Source organism: Arthrobacter sp. NPDC056691, from assembly GCF_042791415.1.
Classification (GTDB): domain Bacteria; phylum Actinomycetota; class Actinomycetes; order Actinomycetales; family Micrococcaceae; genus Arthrobacter.
This window is the reverse complement of the sequence record NZ_JBHTXX010000014.1, coordinates 1-16,917: the sequence shown is the minus strand read 5'-3', so window position 1 is coordinate 16,917 and position 16,917 is coordinate 1. Positions and strand designations below refer to the sequence as shown.

Genomic DNA, 16,917 nt, shown 5'->3' with positions numbered 1-16,917 from the left:
CGCCGCCGGATTTCGGAACGCCGTCATGGCTTGATCCTGGCGCAGCAGCGCCCGACCGTCCGGTCTTCCACCACTTTCTCCTCCGGCACCCCGCAGGCAGCGGCGGCACCACTGAGGAATGCTCCGTTCATGGCACACACCACGTCCGTGTGCCCGTCAGCGAGCCGGTGGAAAGGACAGTTCATAAGGATGGTCCCGCCCTCGCCGTCCTGTTCCGGCATATAGCCGATGCTGCCGAGCACTTCATCCAGGGATGCTCCATTCCCGCCCAGGGCACGGCCCTTGGAGTACGAGGCATCCGCCAATGCCTGGCGGACCCCTCCCCCGTCGGCGATTGAGGATTCAATCGCGGTGGCCATCAGCTCTCCGGCCAGGTCGTAGCTCCGTTCCGGAACTGACGCACCCACCTCGTCCAGGGCGGGTCGGTAGAGCTTGGCCGGCCGGCCCGACCCCGGGCCGGCCTTTCCGCCGAGCTTGCGGAACTCGACGGCGAGCAGCCCGTCCCGGACCAGCCTGTCCAGGTGGAAGGACGCTGTGGACCGGGGCATGTCCAGTGCAGCCGCAGCATCGTCCCGCCCCACAGCAGAACGCTGCCCGGCGACGTACTCAAAAAGACGCCGCCTGCTGGCGTCACCCAGCGAGGCCAGCGCGGCCAGACGGCCGGTCCATGGCAGAGCGGTCTTTGATTCGCGGTCTTCAGCTTTGCGGCTCATAAATCCAGCGTAACTCTAAAATCAAGATCTGTTGCTAAAGAAGCTCAAGCGGTTCTAAAATCAAAGCATCTACTTTTAGAAGGGAGTTTCACCATGAAAACCACACTGAGGGAGTCGACAAACCCACGTACGCTCGGATCGGATACGGGCCACCAGGCGTTCCTGCTCCTGCGCACCGTCTTCACCGTGGCGCCCGTCCTGTTCGGCCTGGACAAGTTCACCAACCTCCTGGCCGACTGGACCGGCTATCTCGCGCCGATGGTTCCGGATACCTTGCACTTGCCGGCGCAGACAGTGATGTATGCCGTCGGCGTCGTGGAGATAGTTGCCGGCATCCTGGTAGCCCTCCGGCCGCGGATCGGTTCGCTGGTGGTGGCTGCCTGGCTCCTGGGGATCATCGTGAACCTGATCATCCTCGGGGCTTTCTACGACGTCGCCCTCCGCGACTTCGGCCTGCTCGTGGGCGCGCTGGCCCTTAACCGGCTGGCCACCGCCGCGACGGTCCGTCAGCCGGGCGGAACCACCGTCAGCCACTGAGCAATGTCTGCCCGGGCGGCGGCGAGCGACGCCGCCGTCGGGCACGACGCCGACACGTACACCGACGAGCCGGCCGCACCAAAAACGCGGGCCAGTACCGCGGTGGCCCTGCCGGCTTTCCGGCCTGCTGGTTTGGCGCTCCGTTCCAGGACCAGCACCTCCACGGACGGCCCTGGCTTGCCCCGTTCACCGCCCCAGCGCAGCGACGCCGGCTTCAGGTAGGCGGGCAGGATCGTGGGGTCCAGATAGGCAAAGAGGGCGGCCGTCGATGCCCTGTCATCAGCTGCCACCAGGGGCCACTGGTTCTGGCGCACCTCGGCCGCAACCTGGCAGCCGTCAGATTTTAGGTAGCGGCTTGCCCCACCCGCGCCGCTGACCACCTGCTTCCAGTGCGCGGCTTCGGTCAGGTCATCCGACAGCCCGACCGGAACACCGCGCGCCAGCGTAGCCCCTGCCGAGAAGGGCATGTCGCGGGCGGCCACGGCACCGGCGTCGTGCCCGGGGGTGATGGTCGGCGTGCCCGGCCCGCTGGTGACAGGCACGTTGCTTGGGACGGCCGGATCCGGGACACCGATGCTGCAACCGCCGAGGAAGGCCGTGGCTGCAACGGCTGCCACCACCACACATGTACGGCGGGCACCGCCGCGACCTGTCCGAAGTCCCATTCCGAAAAGTCTAGACGTCCCGCGTTTCCACCGGCGGGAACCGGCAGCCCTGCCGCGGTCGTTGTTCCGTCAAGACCGTCAAGACCGTCAGGACCGGCTTATATGCTTGGCACACCAGCCGCGCACGCACGCCGGCAACAACGACCTAAGGACCATGCTTGACCAAGGGCAGCAGTTCCCACTACGAAGTGCTCCGCGTGGCGGCGACCGCGACGGAGAGGGAAATCAAGGTGGCCTACCGCAAGGCTGCCCGCGCTTCGCATCCCGACCACGGAGGCGACGCCGCAACGTTCCGCCAGGTCACCCTTGCGTATGAAACGCTCATCGATCCCCGGCGGCGGGCCGCCTATGACCGCTCCTACGCGACCGGGCCGCGCAGGAGCAGCGCAGACGGTGACGAGGCGCACTTCGACGCCCCCGCGGCCGGCAGCCACGCCTCAGCAACGATCCACAAGCCGGGAACGCCCCGGAATACCTCCGGCGATGCCCCCGTCTATGTTCCACCCTTCGACACGCCCGGCGCCGTGCCCCTCCTCCCGCCGGAACTCGCCGGCCAGCAGGTCCACGGCATGCCCAGGAAGCGGGGCATCTTCGGCGCTGAAGCCAGGATCCAGCGGGAGCTGCGCACGGTCCAGCTCATCAGCAGGCAGGTCCTGCCGGCGATCCCTGCGGCGCGCCTGATTAACGGCCTGCAGTCGCCGGCGGACAACAGCCACATCGACCACGCTCTTCTCTCGGGCTACCGGCTTGCACTGATCGGCTCCATGCTGCTGCCCAAGGGGGCCTACGCCTGGGACGGAAACACGCTGAACCACGGCGGCAGGTCGGTCGCCCCGCCGCAGCTGGCCCACGTGGTCCGCCGGATGCAGGATATTTTTCCCGAGCTCAACGTGACCGCGTGGACCGTGGTCCACAGCCCCGACGGCAACCTCCACGAACCGGTCATCGACCGCCACCGCCGCTCCCGCGGCGGCTCCGACATTGTCCAGGTGGTCAATGCCGCCGGCCTGGTCCGCGGGCTCAAGGATTTCCTGTCCTCGGGCCCGGCACCGAACACCGTCAACGTCCCTGTCCTCGCCAGGCTGCTGAGGGGCATGCACTGAGGTCGCGACCGAAGCCAGGCACTGAGGTCATGACCGACGGGCCCCGGTCATGCCGCCGCTAGGATGGAACCGTGTTCCGCATCCTCTTCCACACGCCTGAAATTCCCGGCAATACGGGCAACGCCATCCGACTCGCCGCCATCACCGGCGCCGAACTCCACCTCGTGGAGCCTTTGGGCTTCGACTTCTCCGATGCCAAGCTCCGCCGCGCCGGCCTCGACTACCACGACCTGGCAGTGGTCACTGTCCACCCCAACATCGAGGCCGCCTGGGAGGCACTGCAGCCGGAGCGCGTCTTCGCCTTTACCTCTGACGGCGAAGTGTCCTACACCGACATTGCCTACCGGCCCGGCGATGTCCTGATGTTCGGCCCGGAGTCCGTGGGCCTGCCGGATGACCTGAAGCGCGATCCGCATGTCACGTCCCGGGTCCGTCTGCCCATGCTGCCGTCGCTGCGGTCGCTGAACCTGGCGAATGCGGCATCCATCGCCGTCTACGAGGCCTGGCGCCAGCAAGGTTTCACCGGCGCCCAGCTTTGAGCACAGCCCACCCCGACTGCCACCCATCCAAGGCCTGCGCCGCGCCGAATCCCTCCTGAGCATGTCCGAAGGGCATGCACGTCCACAGGCGTAAGGAGCGGCAGGTGACAACACATAGGCCGGGCAACACAGCATTCCGATTTACCCGGCACGATGCTGCCATCGCCGGAAACGGTGTGCCGCGCCCGCCAGCAGGCAACCTATGCTTGAGAGTGATGGAAACTCCCAACGCGCCGAACTTTGACGCCACCGCTCCGCCCGGCACCGCCGTCGACCTTAACCAGCAGCTGGCACAGCTGCTGGAGCGGATTGCCCAAGGCGACCAGGCTTCCTTCGCCGAGTTTTACCGGCTGACGTCGCGGCGGGTGTTTGGCATGGCGCGCCGGGTTCTGATCGACCCGGAGCTGAGCGAGGACACCGCCCAGGAGGTCTTCCTGCAGGTCTGGCAAAACGCCGCGAGGTTCGATCCGGCCAGCGGAAGTCCCCTGGCCTGGCTCATGACCATCTCGCACCGCCGGGCCGTGGACCGGGTCCGGTCATCGCAGTCCGCGAGCGATCGTGAAGCTAGGTACGGCGCCAACAGCCAGGACATCGACCACGATTCGGTGTCGGACGAGGTGGACAGCAGGCTCGAGGCCGAAGCCGTGGTGCGCTGCCTGGAGACCCTGACCGAGACGCAGCAGGAGTCCGTGAGGCTCGCCTACTACGGCGGCCTCACCTACCGCGAAGTGGCTGAGAAGCTGAACGCGGCCATTCCGACCATCAAGTCCCGCATCCGCGACGGACTGATCCGACTCAAGACCTGCCTGGGGGTGAGCTGACAATGACTGATACGAATGATTCCCGCGGGCGACAGCTGCCCCGGGCATTTGCTGCCGACATTCCCACCGACCTTGCGGCGGGCCGTGCGGTTGAGCTGGCCGAGATTTACGCCCTGGACGCCATCACCGACGCGGAGCGGGAAGCCATCGATGCCTACGTCAGCGGCGCTCCGGAGGCTGAACGCGCGTCCTTCAACGAACGCGTCCGCCAGGCCAGGGAGACACTGGCAGTGTCCTTTACAGCCGAGGAAGAGCCGCCTGCGGACCTGTTCGCCCGGATCGTCGCGCAGCTTCCCGCTGCTGCCCCGGCTGCGGAGGCGGCCAAGGCCCACACAGACGCGGATGCGTTGGCCGGGCCGGCCACCGACGAACTTTCCGCTGCGCGCCAGCGCCGCGAAGTACGACGCCGGTCGGCCGGCCTCCGGAACTGGCTGATCGGTGTTGCGGCTGCTGCCGTGCTCGCGCTCGGCGGTGTGGGGCTCGGGGCCTACGTGGCCAACCAGAACGATCCCTTCAGGCAGGTCATCGAGGCGCAGGATACGCGGCAGGCGACTGTCGAGGTCACCGGCGGCGGGACGGCGACGGTTTTGATCTCGCCGTCGCGCGATGCGCTGGTGGTGCGGATGAAGGATGTTCCGCCACCGCCCGCGGGCAAGGTGTACCAGATGTGGCTGATTCCGAGGGATGGCTCCACTCCCGTGTCGCAGGGGCTGATGGATGCGGAGGCGTTGTCGAAGCCTGCCCTGGTCAAGGGCATCGGCTCGGCCGCCGCGCTCGGCATCACGGTCGAGCCTGTGGGTGGGTCGGCTACCCCGACGCTCCCTACCGTGGCTGCCGCCCCGCTGAACGCCTGACGCACACCGCCTGGATCGGGTTAACTGCAGCGGGCTTGACGTTGACGTTGCGTCAACTTCTACGCTGGAGGCATGAAGCACGAAGAACTCCGGAGCTGGTCCATCGCCGAGCTGGCGAAGCTGAGCAGGGTCTCGTCCAGGACCCTCCGGCACTACGACCAGCTGGGGTTGCTGCTGCCTGCCTACACCGGGCACAACGGCTACCGCTACTACACGCAGTCTGAACTGCTGCGTCTTCAGCGGATCCTGCTTCTCCGCGAACTTGGCTTGGGACTTGAAACCATTGGCCAGGTTCTGGACGGCCAGGCAGACCAGCTGGATGCGCTGAGCGTGCACCGGAAATGGCTCCTGGCCGAGCGCGACCGCCTGGACCGGATGGCCAGGACCGTCGGGGCAACCATATCGGCACTGCAGCAAGGAGACCCCATGTCAGGCGAGGAAATTTTCAGGGACTTTGATACCAACCCGTACGAGGAGGAGGCCCGCCAGCGGTGGGGCGGCCAGGCCGTCGAGGACAGCAAGGCGCGGCACGCGGCGCTCAGCTCCGCCGACAAGCAGGCCTTTCTGGCGGAGGCCGGGGCGATCAACGATGAGTTGGCCGGGTGCCTGGACGCCGGGCTGCCGGCGGACGACGCCCGGGTGCAGGCCGCCGTCGAACGCCATTACCGCTGGATCTGCGTCAGCTGGACCCCGGATGCGGACAGCTACGTCGGACTGGGCCGGATGTACGTCGAGGATCCCCGGTTCACCGCGTTCTACGACAAGAGCCGCGCAGGCCTCGCCTCCTACCTGCTGGAGGGGATCAAGGTCTACGCGGCATCGCAGCTCAGCTCTGCCGCAGGCTAGAGAGGCAGCCTAGAAACCGGCAATCGTCCCCGGGCCGTTGACCATGACCACGTGGAACGCCTCGGCGCTCCGGCCCTCGGGCAGGGCGGCACGTTCCGCATTCGCCCGCATGCCGCGCCGCACGGTGGCCTCCATGGCCGCGGCGTCAGGATGCTGGCTGACGTGCACGTGGATGGCCTCGAGCTTGCCCTCCACATGCTCCGTGACGTCCACAAAGTGGTTTTCCCGCTCCTCCGGACCAGCGTAGAGCCACAGCCACGGAAGCTTGAAGGCCTCCAGGCCGGCCTCGGCGAGGTCCGGGTATGCGAAGGGGTTTTCCACCGCCGGGTAAACGGCACGGGTCACCGCCTCCCCCACTGCCAGGTGGTCAGGATGGCTTTTCTGGATGCGCTTCCAGTTGCGCTCCGGATGCATGGAAAGCACGACGTCGGGCCGAAGTTCGCGGATCAGCTTCACCACTCCGCGCATCACCTCGTGGTTGGGTTCAAGGTATCCGTCCCGCTGGTGCAGGTAGTGGATGTCCGTGACGCCGACGAGGGCCGCAGCGCGTTCCTGCTCGGCCGCCCGGAGGGCGATGATTTCGGCGCGCTGGGCCGGGTCGAAGCCCCCGGCGTCGCCGTCGGTCATGATGCAGTAGCTGACCTCGACGCCGGCCGCCGTCCACGCGGCGATGGTGCCGGCGGCGCCGAAATCGATGTCGTCGGGATGGGCTGAGAGACAGAGCACCCGCTCAATCCGGTGCTGTTCCGGATTGAACGGGCTCTGCGATGGTGCAGCGTTTGGGGTCAAGGATTCAGCCCTTGCGCTTCTTGATCTCTTCAGTTGCCTGCGGCAGCACCTGGAAGAGATCGCCGACGATGCCGAAGTCCGCAATTTCGAACACGGGCGATTCGGCGTCCTTGTTCACCGCGACGATCACCTTGGCGGTCTGCATGCCGGCCTTCTGCTGGATGGCGCCGGAGATGCCGGCGGAAATGTACAGTTGCGGCGAGACGGTCTTGCCGGTCTGGCCGACCTGCGCGTCGTGGCTGATCCAGCCGGCGTCCGTGGCCGCGCGGGAGGCGCCCACGGCCGCACCCAGTGCGTCCGCCAGTTCCTCCACGGGGCCGAAGTCACCGTCGAGGCCGCGTCCGCCGGCCACCACAATGCGGGCATCGGTCAGGTCCGGGCGGCCGCTGGCAACCTTCTGTTCGCGGGAGGTGATGCGGGCAGCCGCGGCGGTGGCGTCAGCGGGGGCGTCGACGGTCACGGTTTCGGGTGTGCCGGGAGCCGGCGCGGGCTCGGGGTCCACGGAGTTTGCCTTCACGGACAGCACGGTGACGGCGGTGGTGGCCTTCGCCGTCGTGGTGTACGAACCGGCGAGCACCGACTTGTGGGCGGTGCCGTCGGCGTCCACCGCGACGACGTCGGTGATGACGCCGGCGCTTAGCCGGATGCCGAGCCGGGCGGCGATTTCCTTGCCTTCGGGTGAGTTCTCAAGCAGGACGGTGGTGGCACCGGACTTGTCCGCCACGGCGGCCAGGAAGGCGGCCTTAGGCGCGACGAGGTAATCGTCGAGGTCCGCTGCGGACGGTCGGAAGACGCTGGCCGCACCGTAGGCACCCAGGGTGCCGGCGGCGTCGTCGGACAGTTCGCCGTTGACCGCCACGGCGGTTTCCCCAAGGGAGCGGGCGATGGTGAGGAGTTCCAGGCTGCTCTTCTTGAGAGCCTGCCCGGGGTTGTCAATGAATACCAGTACGTTTGCCATGTTGTGGAGTCCTCTTAGAGCAGCTTCTGGGCGGCCAGGAAGTCAACCAGCTTGATGCCGGCGTCGCCTTCGTCCGTGATGATGGTGCCGGCGGTGCGCGGCGGCCGTTCCTCGGCCGTCGTCACGCGGGTCCAGGATCCGGCGTGGCCCACCTGCGAGGAATCGACTCCGATGTCGGCCAGGGAAAGGGTGGTGATGCTCTTGCGCTTGGCCGCGATGATGCCCTTGAAGTTGGGGTAGCGCGGTTCGTTGATCTGGTCGGTCACGGAAACCACTGCGGGCAGCGTCGCCTCGACCGTCTCCGAGTGGGTGTCCGCGTCGCGGCGCGCCGAAACACGTCCGCCGTCGACGTCCAGGGAGGAAGCGAAGGTGACCTGCGGAAGCCCCAGACGCTCGGCAAGCTGCGCGGGCACCAGGGAGGTCTCGCCGTCGGTGGAGGCCATGCCGGTCAGCACCAGGTCCACGGGGGCGTCCGCGCCGAGGTGGCGGACGGCAGCTGCAAGCGCCAGCGAGGTGGCGGCCGCGTCCGAACCGGCGAGCGCGGCGTCGGTGAGGTGCACACCCTCGGTGGCACCGATCTGCAGGGACTTCTTGATGGCGTTCACGGCACCGGCCGGTCCCATGCTCAAAGCGATCACCTTGTTGCCGGCCTTGGCACCGCCGCGGGCCTCGGCAAGCTGCAGTGCGGCCTCCAGGGCGTACTCATCCAGTTCAGACAGGATGCTCTCGTCGCGGTCCGTGGTGTGGCCCTCGCCGCTGAGGTGCCGGTCGAACTGGGCGTCCGGCACATGCTTGACCAGGACGACGATCTTCAATGTCTCTTCCACTGTATTTACAGCAGCCTTCCGTGCTTGTGGATAGCCAGCCGGGTGAGGTCATGGCCGTGGAACGCCCGGGATACGGGTAGCTCCTAGCTAACCATATTGGGTCCGTCATATGACGTCCCGTTAACGCCTGTGTCAAAGGGCCTGGACAACAACGACGGCGGGCCGCCCCCTGGAACCCAAGGGTGCGGCCCGCCGTCGTGCTGGGCGCAGTTACTGCTTTTGGCCGGCTACTGCTCTGCCGCCGCGCCGAGCGTGACGTCCAGCTGCTGCTCGCGGCCGTTGCGCAGAACCGTGATCTTCACCGGGGAGCCGGACGGCTGCTCGCGGACAGCTGCCGTCAGCTGGTTCGGGTCACTGATCGCCAGGTCGTTGAAGCGCGTCACCACGTCGCCCACCTTGATCCCGGCCTTCGCCGCCGCCGAGCCCTGTTCCACCGACGCCACATCGGCTCCCGTGGAGAACCCGGCATCCGATGCCGACTTTGCCTGGACACTCACGCCCAACTGGCCGTGGGTGGCCTTGCCGTTGTTGATGATTTCCTGCGCCACGCGCTTGGCATTGTTGATCGGGATGCTGAAGCCCACACCGATGTTGCCTGTTCCACTGGCTGCAGAGCTGCCACCGGCGGAGGCGATCGCGACGTTGACGCCGATCACTTCACCCTTGCTGTTCACCAGGGCACCACCGGAGTTGCCCGGGTTGATGGCCGCATCGGTCTGGATGACGTTGATGGAGATCGAACCCTTGTTGGCCGAGCTCTGGCTCTGCCCCTGGCCCGGAGGAGCGAACTCGAAGCCCTGGTCGCCGCCCTGGGAGTTGTCCGTCCCTTGCTTCGGGGCCGCCGACGACGCAACGCTGATGGTCCTGTTCAGCGTGGAGACGATGCCGTCCGTCACCGTGCCGGTGAGGCCGAGCGGCGAGCCGATGGCCACGGCCGTGTCCCCCACGTTCAACTTGCTGGAGTCCCCCAGCGCTGCCGGCGTGAGGCCGGACGGGTTGTCCACCTTGATGACCGCCAGGTCGGAGAGCGGGTCGGTGCCGACCACCTTGGCGCTGAGGACGCGGCCGTCGTTCGTGCGGATTTGAATGTCCGCGTTCGCGGTGGCACCGTCCAGTGTCACCACGTGGGTGTTGGTGAGGACGTGGCCCTGGTCGTCGAGGATGATCCCGGAGCCGGTGCCGCCCTCGCTGCCGCTGGTGGCCTTGATCGTCACCACGCTCGGCGATGCCTTGACGGCTGCGGCCGTGATCTCGTTGACCGAGTCCTGGTTGTTGACGATCACGGTTCCGGGCTGGCTGCCGGAGCTGACGGCCGGCGCGGTTCCGCCGGCGTCGAACAGGTTGCCCGAGCCGACGGTGGCAACCCCGCCGCCCACGAGGCCTGCGGCCAGGATGCTGGCCACGAGGGTGCCGACACCGAACGTCGCCTTGCGCTTGGGCTGGTTGGCACGGTTGTCCTGGAAAGCGGGGCTGTTGTGCTGGGAGTACTGGCTGTTGTGCTGGGAATACTGGGGACCGATCGGTTGCGTCGCCGGTGCCGACTGTTGCCCGTAGAAGGGGGCGTGCTGGGGGTAAACCGGGTGCGGACCGCCGGGATGCTGCTGCTGCGGGTGTTCGCGGCCCTCCGCGGGGCTGCCATACGGCTGGCCCTCATCGGCCTGGGTTCCGCGGGGCTGGCTTTCAGGAGCCAGGCCTTCACGGGGCTGGCTTGCGTCCTGCGCGGGCCGGTACAGCGGCCGGGTGGGGTTGCTCTCGGAGTCAAGGCGCACCGTGGGGTTCTCGGAACCGCCGGCGGCGCGGTATTCGCTGTCCTGCGGCGCAGGGGGCTGGAGACCCTCGGCGGGCTCAGGCCGAGGGGTCGGATCAACAGGGCGCCCTGAAGGATCTCGGTTCTCAGGTGCTGCGCCCGGTACTGGGTGCTCAGTCATTGGACTTCCTTTCATCCGCGTCTGTATTAACTATGGACGATCGGACTGAAACTAATTCGGACGTTTGCTGGGAGGTTCCTGAATGCTGTCCTTGACAGTGTTACTGCCAGTGTTCTGGACCGCCACCAAGGTCTCCAGCGCTTTTCGCTGGTGGCATATTCCCCGCCGTGGACGGTCCCGCTGGTGCACCATAGAATCAAGAAGAATTGCCACAGCGACCTGCGGCTTTACACCCGGCGTGGGGGCGCTGCTGCATTCTATGACGGCTGTTCGTCCCGAACCAGCCGCGGCGTGCTGAAGGGTTGCCATGCGGTCAATGTTGAAACGTGTTCTCGCCGTTATCGGCCTGACGGCAGCGCTGGCGGCTCCGGCCGCGGCGGCCTGGGCCGAGGATCCGGTAGCCATCCCCTCCGGCCAAAACATCGTCGACGACGCGAATGTCCTCGGCGGCCGGAAGGGCGAAGTTGAGGACTCAATCCAGAAACTCCTCAAGGACCACAAGTACAACCTGTACGTGGTCACCGTAAAGTCATTCCAAAATCCGGCTGATCCCAAGTCGTGGAGCCAGGCTGTGGCCACCAGCAAGGGCATGGGCAGGGCCGACGTTCTGCTGGCGATCTCCACCGAGGGCAAATATTATTTCGCTCCCAACTCGGCAAGCGCCATCGCGTCGAAGACCGGGAACATCACGCAGAACGCAATCGCGGCCAACCTCGGCGGCGGCAAGCGGGACTTTGCGCAGGCCGCCATTGACACTGCGGCCGCCATCGGCGACGCCGCGGGCGGCGGAAGCGGAACAGTCCCCTCGGGTGGCGGTGCGGGCACGGCCGTCCTCGTTGGTGCCGGTGTTGTGGCTGCCGGCGGCGCGGGCACGTATCTTTACCTGCGCAACAGGCGCAAGAAGGCCGGCCAGGCGTCGAGCGCAAGCTACGGCCCCCAGGGTGCCGAACTCGATCCCCTGGCCGGCATGAGCATCGAGGAGCTCCGCAGGAAGAGCGGCTCCCTGCTCATCGAAGCCGACGATGCGATCAAGACCAGCGAGCAGGAACTGGGGTTCGCCGAGGCGCAATACGGCGAAGCCGCCGTGGGCAACTTCACCAAGGCGCTCCAGGAGGCAAAGGCACACATGTCCGAGTCGTTCAAGCTGCAGCAGCAGCTGGACGACCACATCCCGGACACCGAAGAGCAGCAGCGCAGCTGGCTTGGCGAAATCATCCGAAGGTCGGAAGCCGCCCTCGCATCACTGCAGGAGCAGAAGGCCGACTTCGACTCGCTGCGCGAACTCGAGAAGAACGCGCCGCAGGCCCTCGCGGCAGTGGACGCCGGCGCCGCGGAGGCGGACGCGAAGATCGCCCGGGCGGACCAGACCCTGGCCGAGCTGCGCGGCAAGTACGCGGACACCGCCCTCGCCCAGGTCTCGGACAACATCAGCCAGGCCAAGGAACGGCTGGCCTTCGTGCAGAACGCCAGCGCCACGGCGCGTGAAAAGCTCGCAGCAGGAGAGGGCAGCCTCGCAGCCGTGGCCGTCCGCGCGGCGGAAGAGAGCCTGCACCAGACGAACGTGCTGCTGGACGCTATTTCCAAGGTGGCCGGCAACCTCGACACGGCCCGGCAGGGACTGGAATCCGCCGTCGTGGACACGTCCCAGGACCTGGCCCAGGCGAGGGCCATGATCCAGTCCGGGGCCCACCCGGAGCTTGAGGGACCCGTGGCCGGTGTGGAGGCAGCGCTCGCCCGGGTGAAGAGCGAAATCCAGAGCGGCAAGATTGACCCCATCGCCACGCTGGAGCGGGTCGAGTCGGCGCACCAGGCCCTCGACCAGGCTCTTGGCGGGATCAGGGACCAGCAGGAGCAGGCCCGCAGGGCGCAGGCTTCACTGCAGCAGACCATCATGTCCGCGCAGGCACAGATCAGCGCCACCTCGGATTACATCACCGCCCGCCGCGGCGGCGTGGGCACCGAAGCCCGGACCCGTCTGGCTGAGGCCCAGCGCAACCTCGATTATGCGCTGTCCATCTCGCGCAACGACCCCGTGACTGCCCTGACCTACGCGCAGCAGGCGCACGCGCTGGCGGCCCAGGCGGCCCAGCTGGCGCAGTCCGACGTCGACAGCTTCGGCTACGCCAACCAGGGGTATGGCCGCGGCGGCATGTTCGGCGGCGGCGGAGGCGGCGGCCTGGGCGGTGCCATCCTTGGCGGCATCCTCATCAACTCCATCCTCAACGGCGGCAGCGGCGGCGGCTGGGGCGGTGGACACAGCGACGGCGGCAGCTGGGGCGGCGACTCCGGCGGCTTCGGCGGAGACTTTGGCGGAGGAGACTTCGGCGGGGGCGACTTCGGCGGCGGGGACTCTGGCAGTTTCTAGCCCGATGACAAACTAAGCGCCGGCCCGGGTAACCGGGCCGGCGGGTAGAAGCGGTACACAACTGTTCACTGAACTCAGTGGCACACACGGAGCAGGACGAAAGGTAACACCATGGTTAAGCAGTCCATTTTCGGCCGCATGGCGCAGCTGGCGAAGGCAAACATCAACGCCTTGCTGGACCAGGCCGAGGACCCGCAGAAGATGCTGGACCAGATGGTCCGGGACTACACCAACAACATTGCTGAAGCCGAGTCCGCGGTGGCCCAGACCATCGGAAACCTGCGCATGCTCCAGGACGACTACAACGAGGACATCAAGAACGCACAGGACTGGGGCAACAAGGCCCTGGCCGCCTCCCGCAAGGCTGACGAATTCCGCGGCACCGGCAACGCGGCCGACGCGCAGAAGTTCGACAACCTGGCCAAGGTGGCCCTGCAGCGCCAGATCTCGTCCGAAAACGAGGCCAAGTCTGCCGAACCGAGCATCGCGTCGCAGACCGAGGTGGTGGACCGTCTCAAGAGCGGGCTCGACCAGATGAAGGTGAAGCTGAACCAGCTCACCAGCAAGCGCAACGAACTGGTGGCCCGCTCCAAGACCGCTGCTGCCCAGACCCAGGTCCATGATGCCTTGAAGAGCATTGACATCATGGATCCGACCAGCGAGGTGGGCCGCTTCGAAGAGAAGATCCGGCGCGAAGAGGCCAAGGTCCGCGGCCAGCAGGAGCTCGCGGCATCCAGCCTCGACGCGCAGTTCAACCAGCTTGAGGACCTCGGCGAGCAGACCGAGATCGAGGCCCGCCTGGCGGCACTGAAGTCGGGCGGCGCACGGCCCGCGATCGGCGCGTCCGAATCAGCCGCCTCCGGTTCCACCGTGGACGAGGCAGACTTCGACAAGCTGTAGTCCCCCACGCTGTGCGAGGCCGGGATCCCAGCGGATCCCGGCCTCCGCCGTCTCCGGGACGCGTGTCTCCGGGACGTGTAGCGTGAATCCATGGCTTCCACCATTGTCTGGCTCCGCGACGACCTCCGACTCGACGACAACCCCGCCCTCGCCGCAGCGGCGGCACTGCCGGATCCGGTAACTGTTGTGTATATCCTCGACGAGGACTCCCCCGGCATCCGCCCGCTGGGCGCCGCAGCCAGGTGGTGGCTCCACCACTCGCTGTCCGCCCTCGCGGCGAGCCTCGACGCGCACGGGTCACGGCTGCTGCTGCGCCGGGGCGCCGCCGCTCCGGTCATCGAGGAACTGGCCGCCGGGACCGGCGCCGGCAGATTGTTCTGGAACCGGCGGTACGGCCAGCCGGAGCGGAGCATCGACGCCGGCATCAAGGAGTGGGCTGCCGGGCAAGGCATCGAGGCAGCCAGCTTCCAGGCAAACCTGCTGTTTGAGCCGTGGACCGTACGCACCGGCTCTGGCGGCCCGTACAAGGTCTTCACCCCATTCTGGCGCTCCTGCCTGGCCGGTGCCGAACCGCGGCTTCCCGCCGATGCCCCCGACCGTTTGCCGCAGCCTGCGCCTGGAACATCCGGCCGCCCACCGGCCGGTGACCGGCTGGACAGCTGGCGGCTCCTCCCCCGGCGGCCGGACTGGAGCGGCGGCCTCGCCGGGACCTGGACCCCTGGCGAGGACGGCGCCCACGAACGGCTGGAGGATTTCCTGGACGGTCCCGTGGAGGACTACAGCAGGGGTCGTGACCTGCCGGGTGTCGAGGGCACCAGCCGCCTCTCGCCGCACCTTCGCTTCGGCGAGATCAGTCCCTTCCGCGTCTGGCATTCCCTCCGGGAACGCTTCCCGCGCCACGCACCGGCCGACGTCGGGATTTTCCGGAGCGAACTGGGCTGGCGTGAATTCTGCTGGCAGCTGTTGTTCGAGAATCCGGACCTGGCCACGCAAAACTACCGCCGGGAGTTTGACCGCTTTGCCTGGCAAACGCCGTCGGACGCCGAACTGGAGGCCTGGCAACAGGGGCGGACCGGCTATCCCCTGGTGGACGCCGGCATGCGGCAGCTGTGGCAGACCGGCTGGATGCACAACAGGGTCCGGATGGCCGCGGCGTCGTTCCTGGTGAAAAACATGCTGGCCGACTGGCGGGTGGGCGAGGCCTGGTTCTGGGACACCCTCGTGGACGCCGACGCCGCCAACAACCCGGCCAACTGGCAGTGGGTGGCGGGCTCAGGCGCGGACGCATCGCCTTATTTCCGTATCTTCAATCCGGTGACGCAGAGCAAGAAGTTCGACGCCGGCGGCAGTTACCTTCGCGGCTACGTCCCGGAACTGGCGGACCTGGATGACCGGACGGTGCACGAGCCGTGGAAAAACCCGGCGGCGGCCCCCGGCTACCCTGAACCGCTGGTGGGCCTGCAGGAATCCCGCGAACGGGCCCTGGATACCTACCAGCGGCTCAAGGACGGGTGAGAAGCTAGCGGCTGGTGACCTTGCCCATGAGCGATGCGATGGGGCGCAGGAACAGCGGCCGGGCCAGGAACCAGGCGGCAATCATTACCGCTACAGATGCCACGAAGAACCAGAACCCGACCCAGCTCACGTCGTCGCTGCCGCCGTACATGTGGTTGAGGTTCCGGAGCGCGCCCGTGGCCAGGACCAGGAAAACGTGCACCACGATGAAGGCAACAAAGTAGATCATCACGGGGAAGTGCACTGCGCGGGCGGCCTCGATGGGAAAGGCCCTGTTCAGCCCGGCGGCCTTTTTGGGCCACGCTGCGGACATCCGCAGGCCAGTGATGAAGGCCAGCGGAGCTGCGATGAACACCGTGGCGAAGTAGGTCAGCAGCTGCAGGGCGTTGTAGTTCACCCAGCCGTTCTCCGTCGGCCAGTTCAGCGAGGCGTACTGAAGGGCGGCCGAGACGGCGTTCGGGAAAACATCCCAGGACGTGGGGACGATCCGGGTCCACTGGCCGGTGGCGAACAGCAGGATCACAAAGACGAGCCCGTTCAGGATCCACAGCGCATCCAGTGTCAGGTGGAACCAGAGTTCCAGGCTGATCTTGGTGGGTGCTGTCCTGGTCTTGATGAGACCTTTGTTGTTTCGGGTCCAGTAACCACCGGGGCGGGTGGTGGTGCGGACCTGCCAGCCTGAACGGATGATCAGCAGCAGGAAGAAGGCGTTCAGGAAATGCTGCCAGGCCAGCCAAGCCGGGAAGCCGACGGGGGCGCCGGCGGGAAGCCCGGAATGCCCCGGGTAGTCCGCGAGGAATGAGCGAACGTCGGGCAGGCCGGTGATCCACTTTGCGAGGAGCACCACCAGCACCAGGGCCACGAGCGCTGCAGGCACCGCCCAGTACAGCCTGGCGCGCTTGCCCCTGGCGGTGCCGGACTTGTTCTTCGTTGTGGACATCGAGCTACACGTTCCTCTCGAGAATGACTGACCAGTGTGGGCGCCCTGCGCCGGCCAGGAATTCCGGGCCCTGCGAATAGAGAATACTAGGAACCCTGAGCACATGAACAAATACTCCGGTAATGCAGAAAGCCCCGACCACATTGTGGTCAGGGCTTCCTTCTGTTGCGGGGACAGGATTTGAACCTGTGACCTCTGGGTTATGAGCCCAGCGAGCTACCGAACTGCTCCACCCCGCGTCGCTTGGTTAACACTACCCTACTTTTGCGGGCGCTTTGACCACGGCCGTTCCGCGGAGCCGCGGGCCACTGGCGCACACCCCGGGATGCGCTCCCCCGACGCAAGACTTCGGCAGGAAAAATCCCAGACAACAAAAAACCCGGACCACCAAACGGTGATCCGGGTTTTTTCTTCAGTTGCGGGGACAGGATTTGAACCTGTGACCTCTGGGTTATGAGCCCAGCGAGCTACCGAACTGCTCCACCCCGCGTCGCAAGAACTACTCTACCGGCCGGTGAACAGGAGGCCAAATCCAAACGACGTGATCTGCGTCTCGGGCCCCCCAAAGTTCTCTCCTACGGAAAAGGCCGGCCCCTGACTCTTATACAAATCTGACG

At 66.8% G+C, this 16,917-nt stretch carries 16 protein-coding genes and 2 tRNA genes; 9 read left to right on the top strand and 9 right to left on the bottom strand.

Features of this window, described 5'->3' with window-relative positions; all coding sequences use genetic code 11:
- Positions 1-23 precede the first annotated feature (23 nt).
- Positions 24-713, bottom strand: coding sequence for a helix-turn-helix transcriptional regulator (locus tag ACFRAU_RS12875; RefSeq protein ID WP_377996789.1), 690 nt, complete (start codon positions 711-713; stop codon positions 24-26).
- A 93-nt stretch (positions 714-806) separates the two neighbouring features.
- Between ACFRAU_RS12875 and ACFRAU_RS12870 the strand changes: the two genes are divergently transcribed.
- A complete protein-coding gene (locus ACFRAU_RS12870) occupies positions 807-1,250 on the top strand; it encodes a hypothetical protein (protein ID WP_377996788.1) in 444 nt (147 codons plus the stop codon).
- Here the strand turns inward: ACFRAU_RS12870 and ACFRAU_RS12865 are convergent.
- On the bottom strand, positions 1,220-1,867 hold the full coding sequence (locus ACFRAU_RS12865) for a hypothetical protein (protein ID WP_377996787.1): 648 nt from the start codon (positions 1,865-1,867) through the stop codon (positions 1,220-1,222). The two genes, ACFRAU_RS12870 and ACFRAU_RS12865, sit on opposite strands and share 31 nt — an antisense overlap.
- 206 nt (positions 1,868-2,073) lie before the next feature.
- Between ACFRAU_RS12865 and ACFRAU_RS12860 the strand changes: the two genes are divergently transcribed.
- The 5 genes from ACFRAU_RS12860 to ACFRAU_RS12840 all read left to right on the top strand — a co-directional run bounded on the left by ACFRAU_RS12860 (position 2,074) and on the right by ACFRAU_RS12840 (position 6,078).
- Positions 2,074-3,018, top strand: a complete 945-nt coding sequence (locus ACFRAU_RS12860) for a J domain-containing protein (RefSeq protein WP_377996786.1) — start codon at positions 2,074-2,076, stop codon at positions 3,016-3,018.
- A 71-nt stretch (positions 3,019-3,089) separates the two neighbouring features.
- Positions 3,090-3,557: a tRNA (cytidine(34)-2'-O)-methyltransferase gene (locus ACFRAU_RS12855; RefSeq protein ID WP_003805026.1), complete on the top strand. Its 468-nt coding sequence runs from the start codon at positions 3,090-3,092 to the stop codon at positions 3,555-3,557.
- A gap of 215 nt (positions 3,558-3,772) precedes the next feature.
- On the top strand, positions 3,773-4,378 hold the full coding sequence (locus ACFRAU_RS12850) for a sigma-70 family RNA polymerase sigma factor (protein ID WP_377996785.1): 606 nt from the start codon (positions 3,773-3,775) through the stop codon (positions 4,376-4,378).
- A gap of 2 nt (positions 4,379-4,380) precedes the next feature.
- Positions 4,381-5,232 carry an anti-sigma factor domain-containing protein gene (locus ACFRAU_RS12845; RefSeq protein ID WP_377996784.1) on the top strand — a complete coding sequence of 284 codons (852 nt, stop codon included), beginning with the start codon at positions 4,381-4,383 and terminating at the stop codon, positions 5,230-5,232.
- Between the two features lie 72 nt (positions 5,233-5,304).
- Positions 5,305-6,078, top strand: coding sequence for a MerR family transcriptional regulator (locus ACFRAU_RS12840; RefSeq protein ID WP_378000206.1), 774 nt, complete (start codon positions 5,305-5,307; stop codon positions 6,076-6,078).
- Positions 6,079-6,087: 9 nt separating this feature from the next.
- On the opposite strand, the gene ACFRAU_RS12835 is transcribed toward ACFRAU_RS12840, so the two are convergent.
- From ACFRAU_RS12835 to ACFRAU_RS12820, 4 genes are all read right to left on the bottom strand, one after another.
- Positions 6,088-6,867, bottom strand: coding sequence for a PIG-L deacetylase family protein (locus ACFRAU_RS12835; RefSeq protein WP_377996782.1), 780 nt, complete (start codon positions 6,865-6,867; stop codon positions 6,088-6,090).
- Between the two features lie 4 nt (positions 6,868-6,871).
- The gene (locus ACFRAU_RS12830; RefSeq protein WP_377996781.1) at positions 6,872-7,825 is read right to left on the bottom strand and encodes an electron transfer flavoprotein subunit alpha/FixB family protein; all 954 of its coding nucleotides are present in this window, start codon (positions 7,823-7,825) and stop codon (positions 6,872-6,874) included.
- Between the two features lie 14 nt (positions 7,826-7,839).
- A complete protein-coding gene (locus ACFRAU_RS12825) occupies positions 7,840-8,640 on the bottom strand; it encodes an electron transfer flavoprotein subunit beta/FixA family protein (RefSeq protein WP_377996808.1) in 801 nt (266 codons plus the stop codon).
- 239 nt (positions 8,641-8,879) lie between these two features.
- Complete coding sequence (locus ACFRAU_RS12820; protein ID WP_377996780.1) at positions 8,880-10,580, bottom strand: trypsin-like peptidase domain-containing protein; 1,701 nt, start codon at positions 10,578-10,580, stop codon at positions 8,880-8,882.
- Positions 10,581-10,887: 307 nt separating this feature from the next.
- On the opposite strand from ACFRAU_RS12820, the gene ACFRAU_RS12815 reads away from it, so the two are divergent.
- The 3 genes from ACFRAU_RS12815 (at position 10,888) to ACFRAU_RS12805 (ending at position 15,360) form a co-directional block, all read left to right on the top strand.
- Entirely contained in the window at positions 10,888-12,945 is a 2,058-nt protein-coding gene (locus ACFRAU_RS12815) for a TPM domain-containing protein (RefSeq protein ID WP_377996779.1), read from the top strand.
- A gap of 111 nt (positions 12,946-13,056) precedes the next feature.
- Entirely contained in the window at positions 13,057-13,845 is a 789-nt protein-coding gene (locus tag ACFRAU_RS12810; RefSeq protein WP_377996778.1) for a PspA/IM30 family protein, read from the top strand.
- A 90-nt stretch (positions 13,846-13,935) separates the two neighbouring features.
- The gene (locus tag ACFRAU_RS12805; protein ID WP_377996777.1) at positions 13,936-15,360 is read left to right on the top strand and encodes a cryptochrome/photolyase family protein; all 1,425 of its coding nucleotides are present in this window, start codon (positions 13,936-13,938) and stop codon (positions 15,358-15,360) included.
- A gap of 4 nt (positions 15,361-15,364) precedes the next feature.
- Here the strand turns inward: ACFRAU_RS12805 and ACFRAU_RS12800 are convergent, their stop codons facing one another.
- The 3 genes from ACFRAU_RS12800 to ACFRAU_RS12790 all read right to left on the bottom strand — a co-directional run bounded on the left by ACFRAU_RS12800 (position 15,365) and on the right by ACFRAU_RS12790 (position 16,790).
- Positions 15,365-16,300, bottom strand: coding sequence for a cytochrome b/b6 domain-containing protein (locus ACFRAU_RS12800; protein ID WP_377996776.1), 936 nt, complete (start codon positions 16,298-16,300; stop codon positions 15,365-15,367).
- Between the two features lie 165 nt (positions 16,301-16,465).
- Positions 16,466-16,539, bottom strand: a tRNA-Met gene (locus tag ACFRAU_RS12795).
- Positions 16,540-16,716: 177 nt separating this feature from the next.
- Positions 16,717-16,790: transfer RNA gene (locus ACFRAU_RS12790), tRNA-Met, on the bottom strand.
- Between the last annotated feature and the right edge of the window lie 127 nt (positions 16,791-16,917).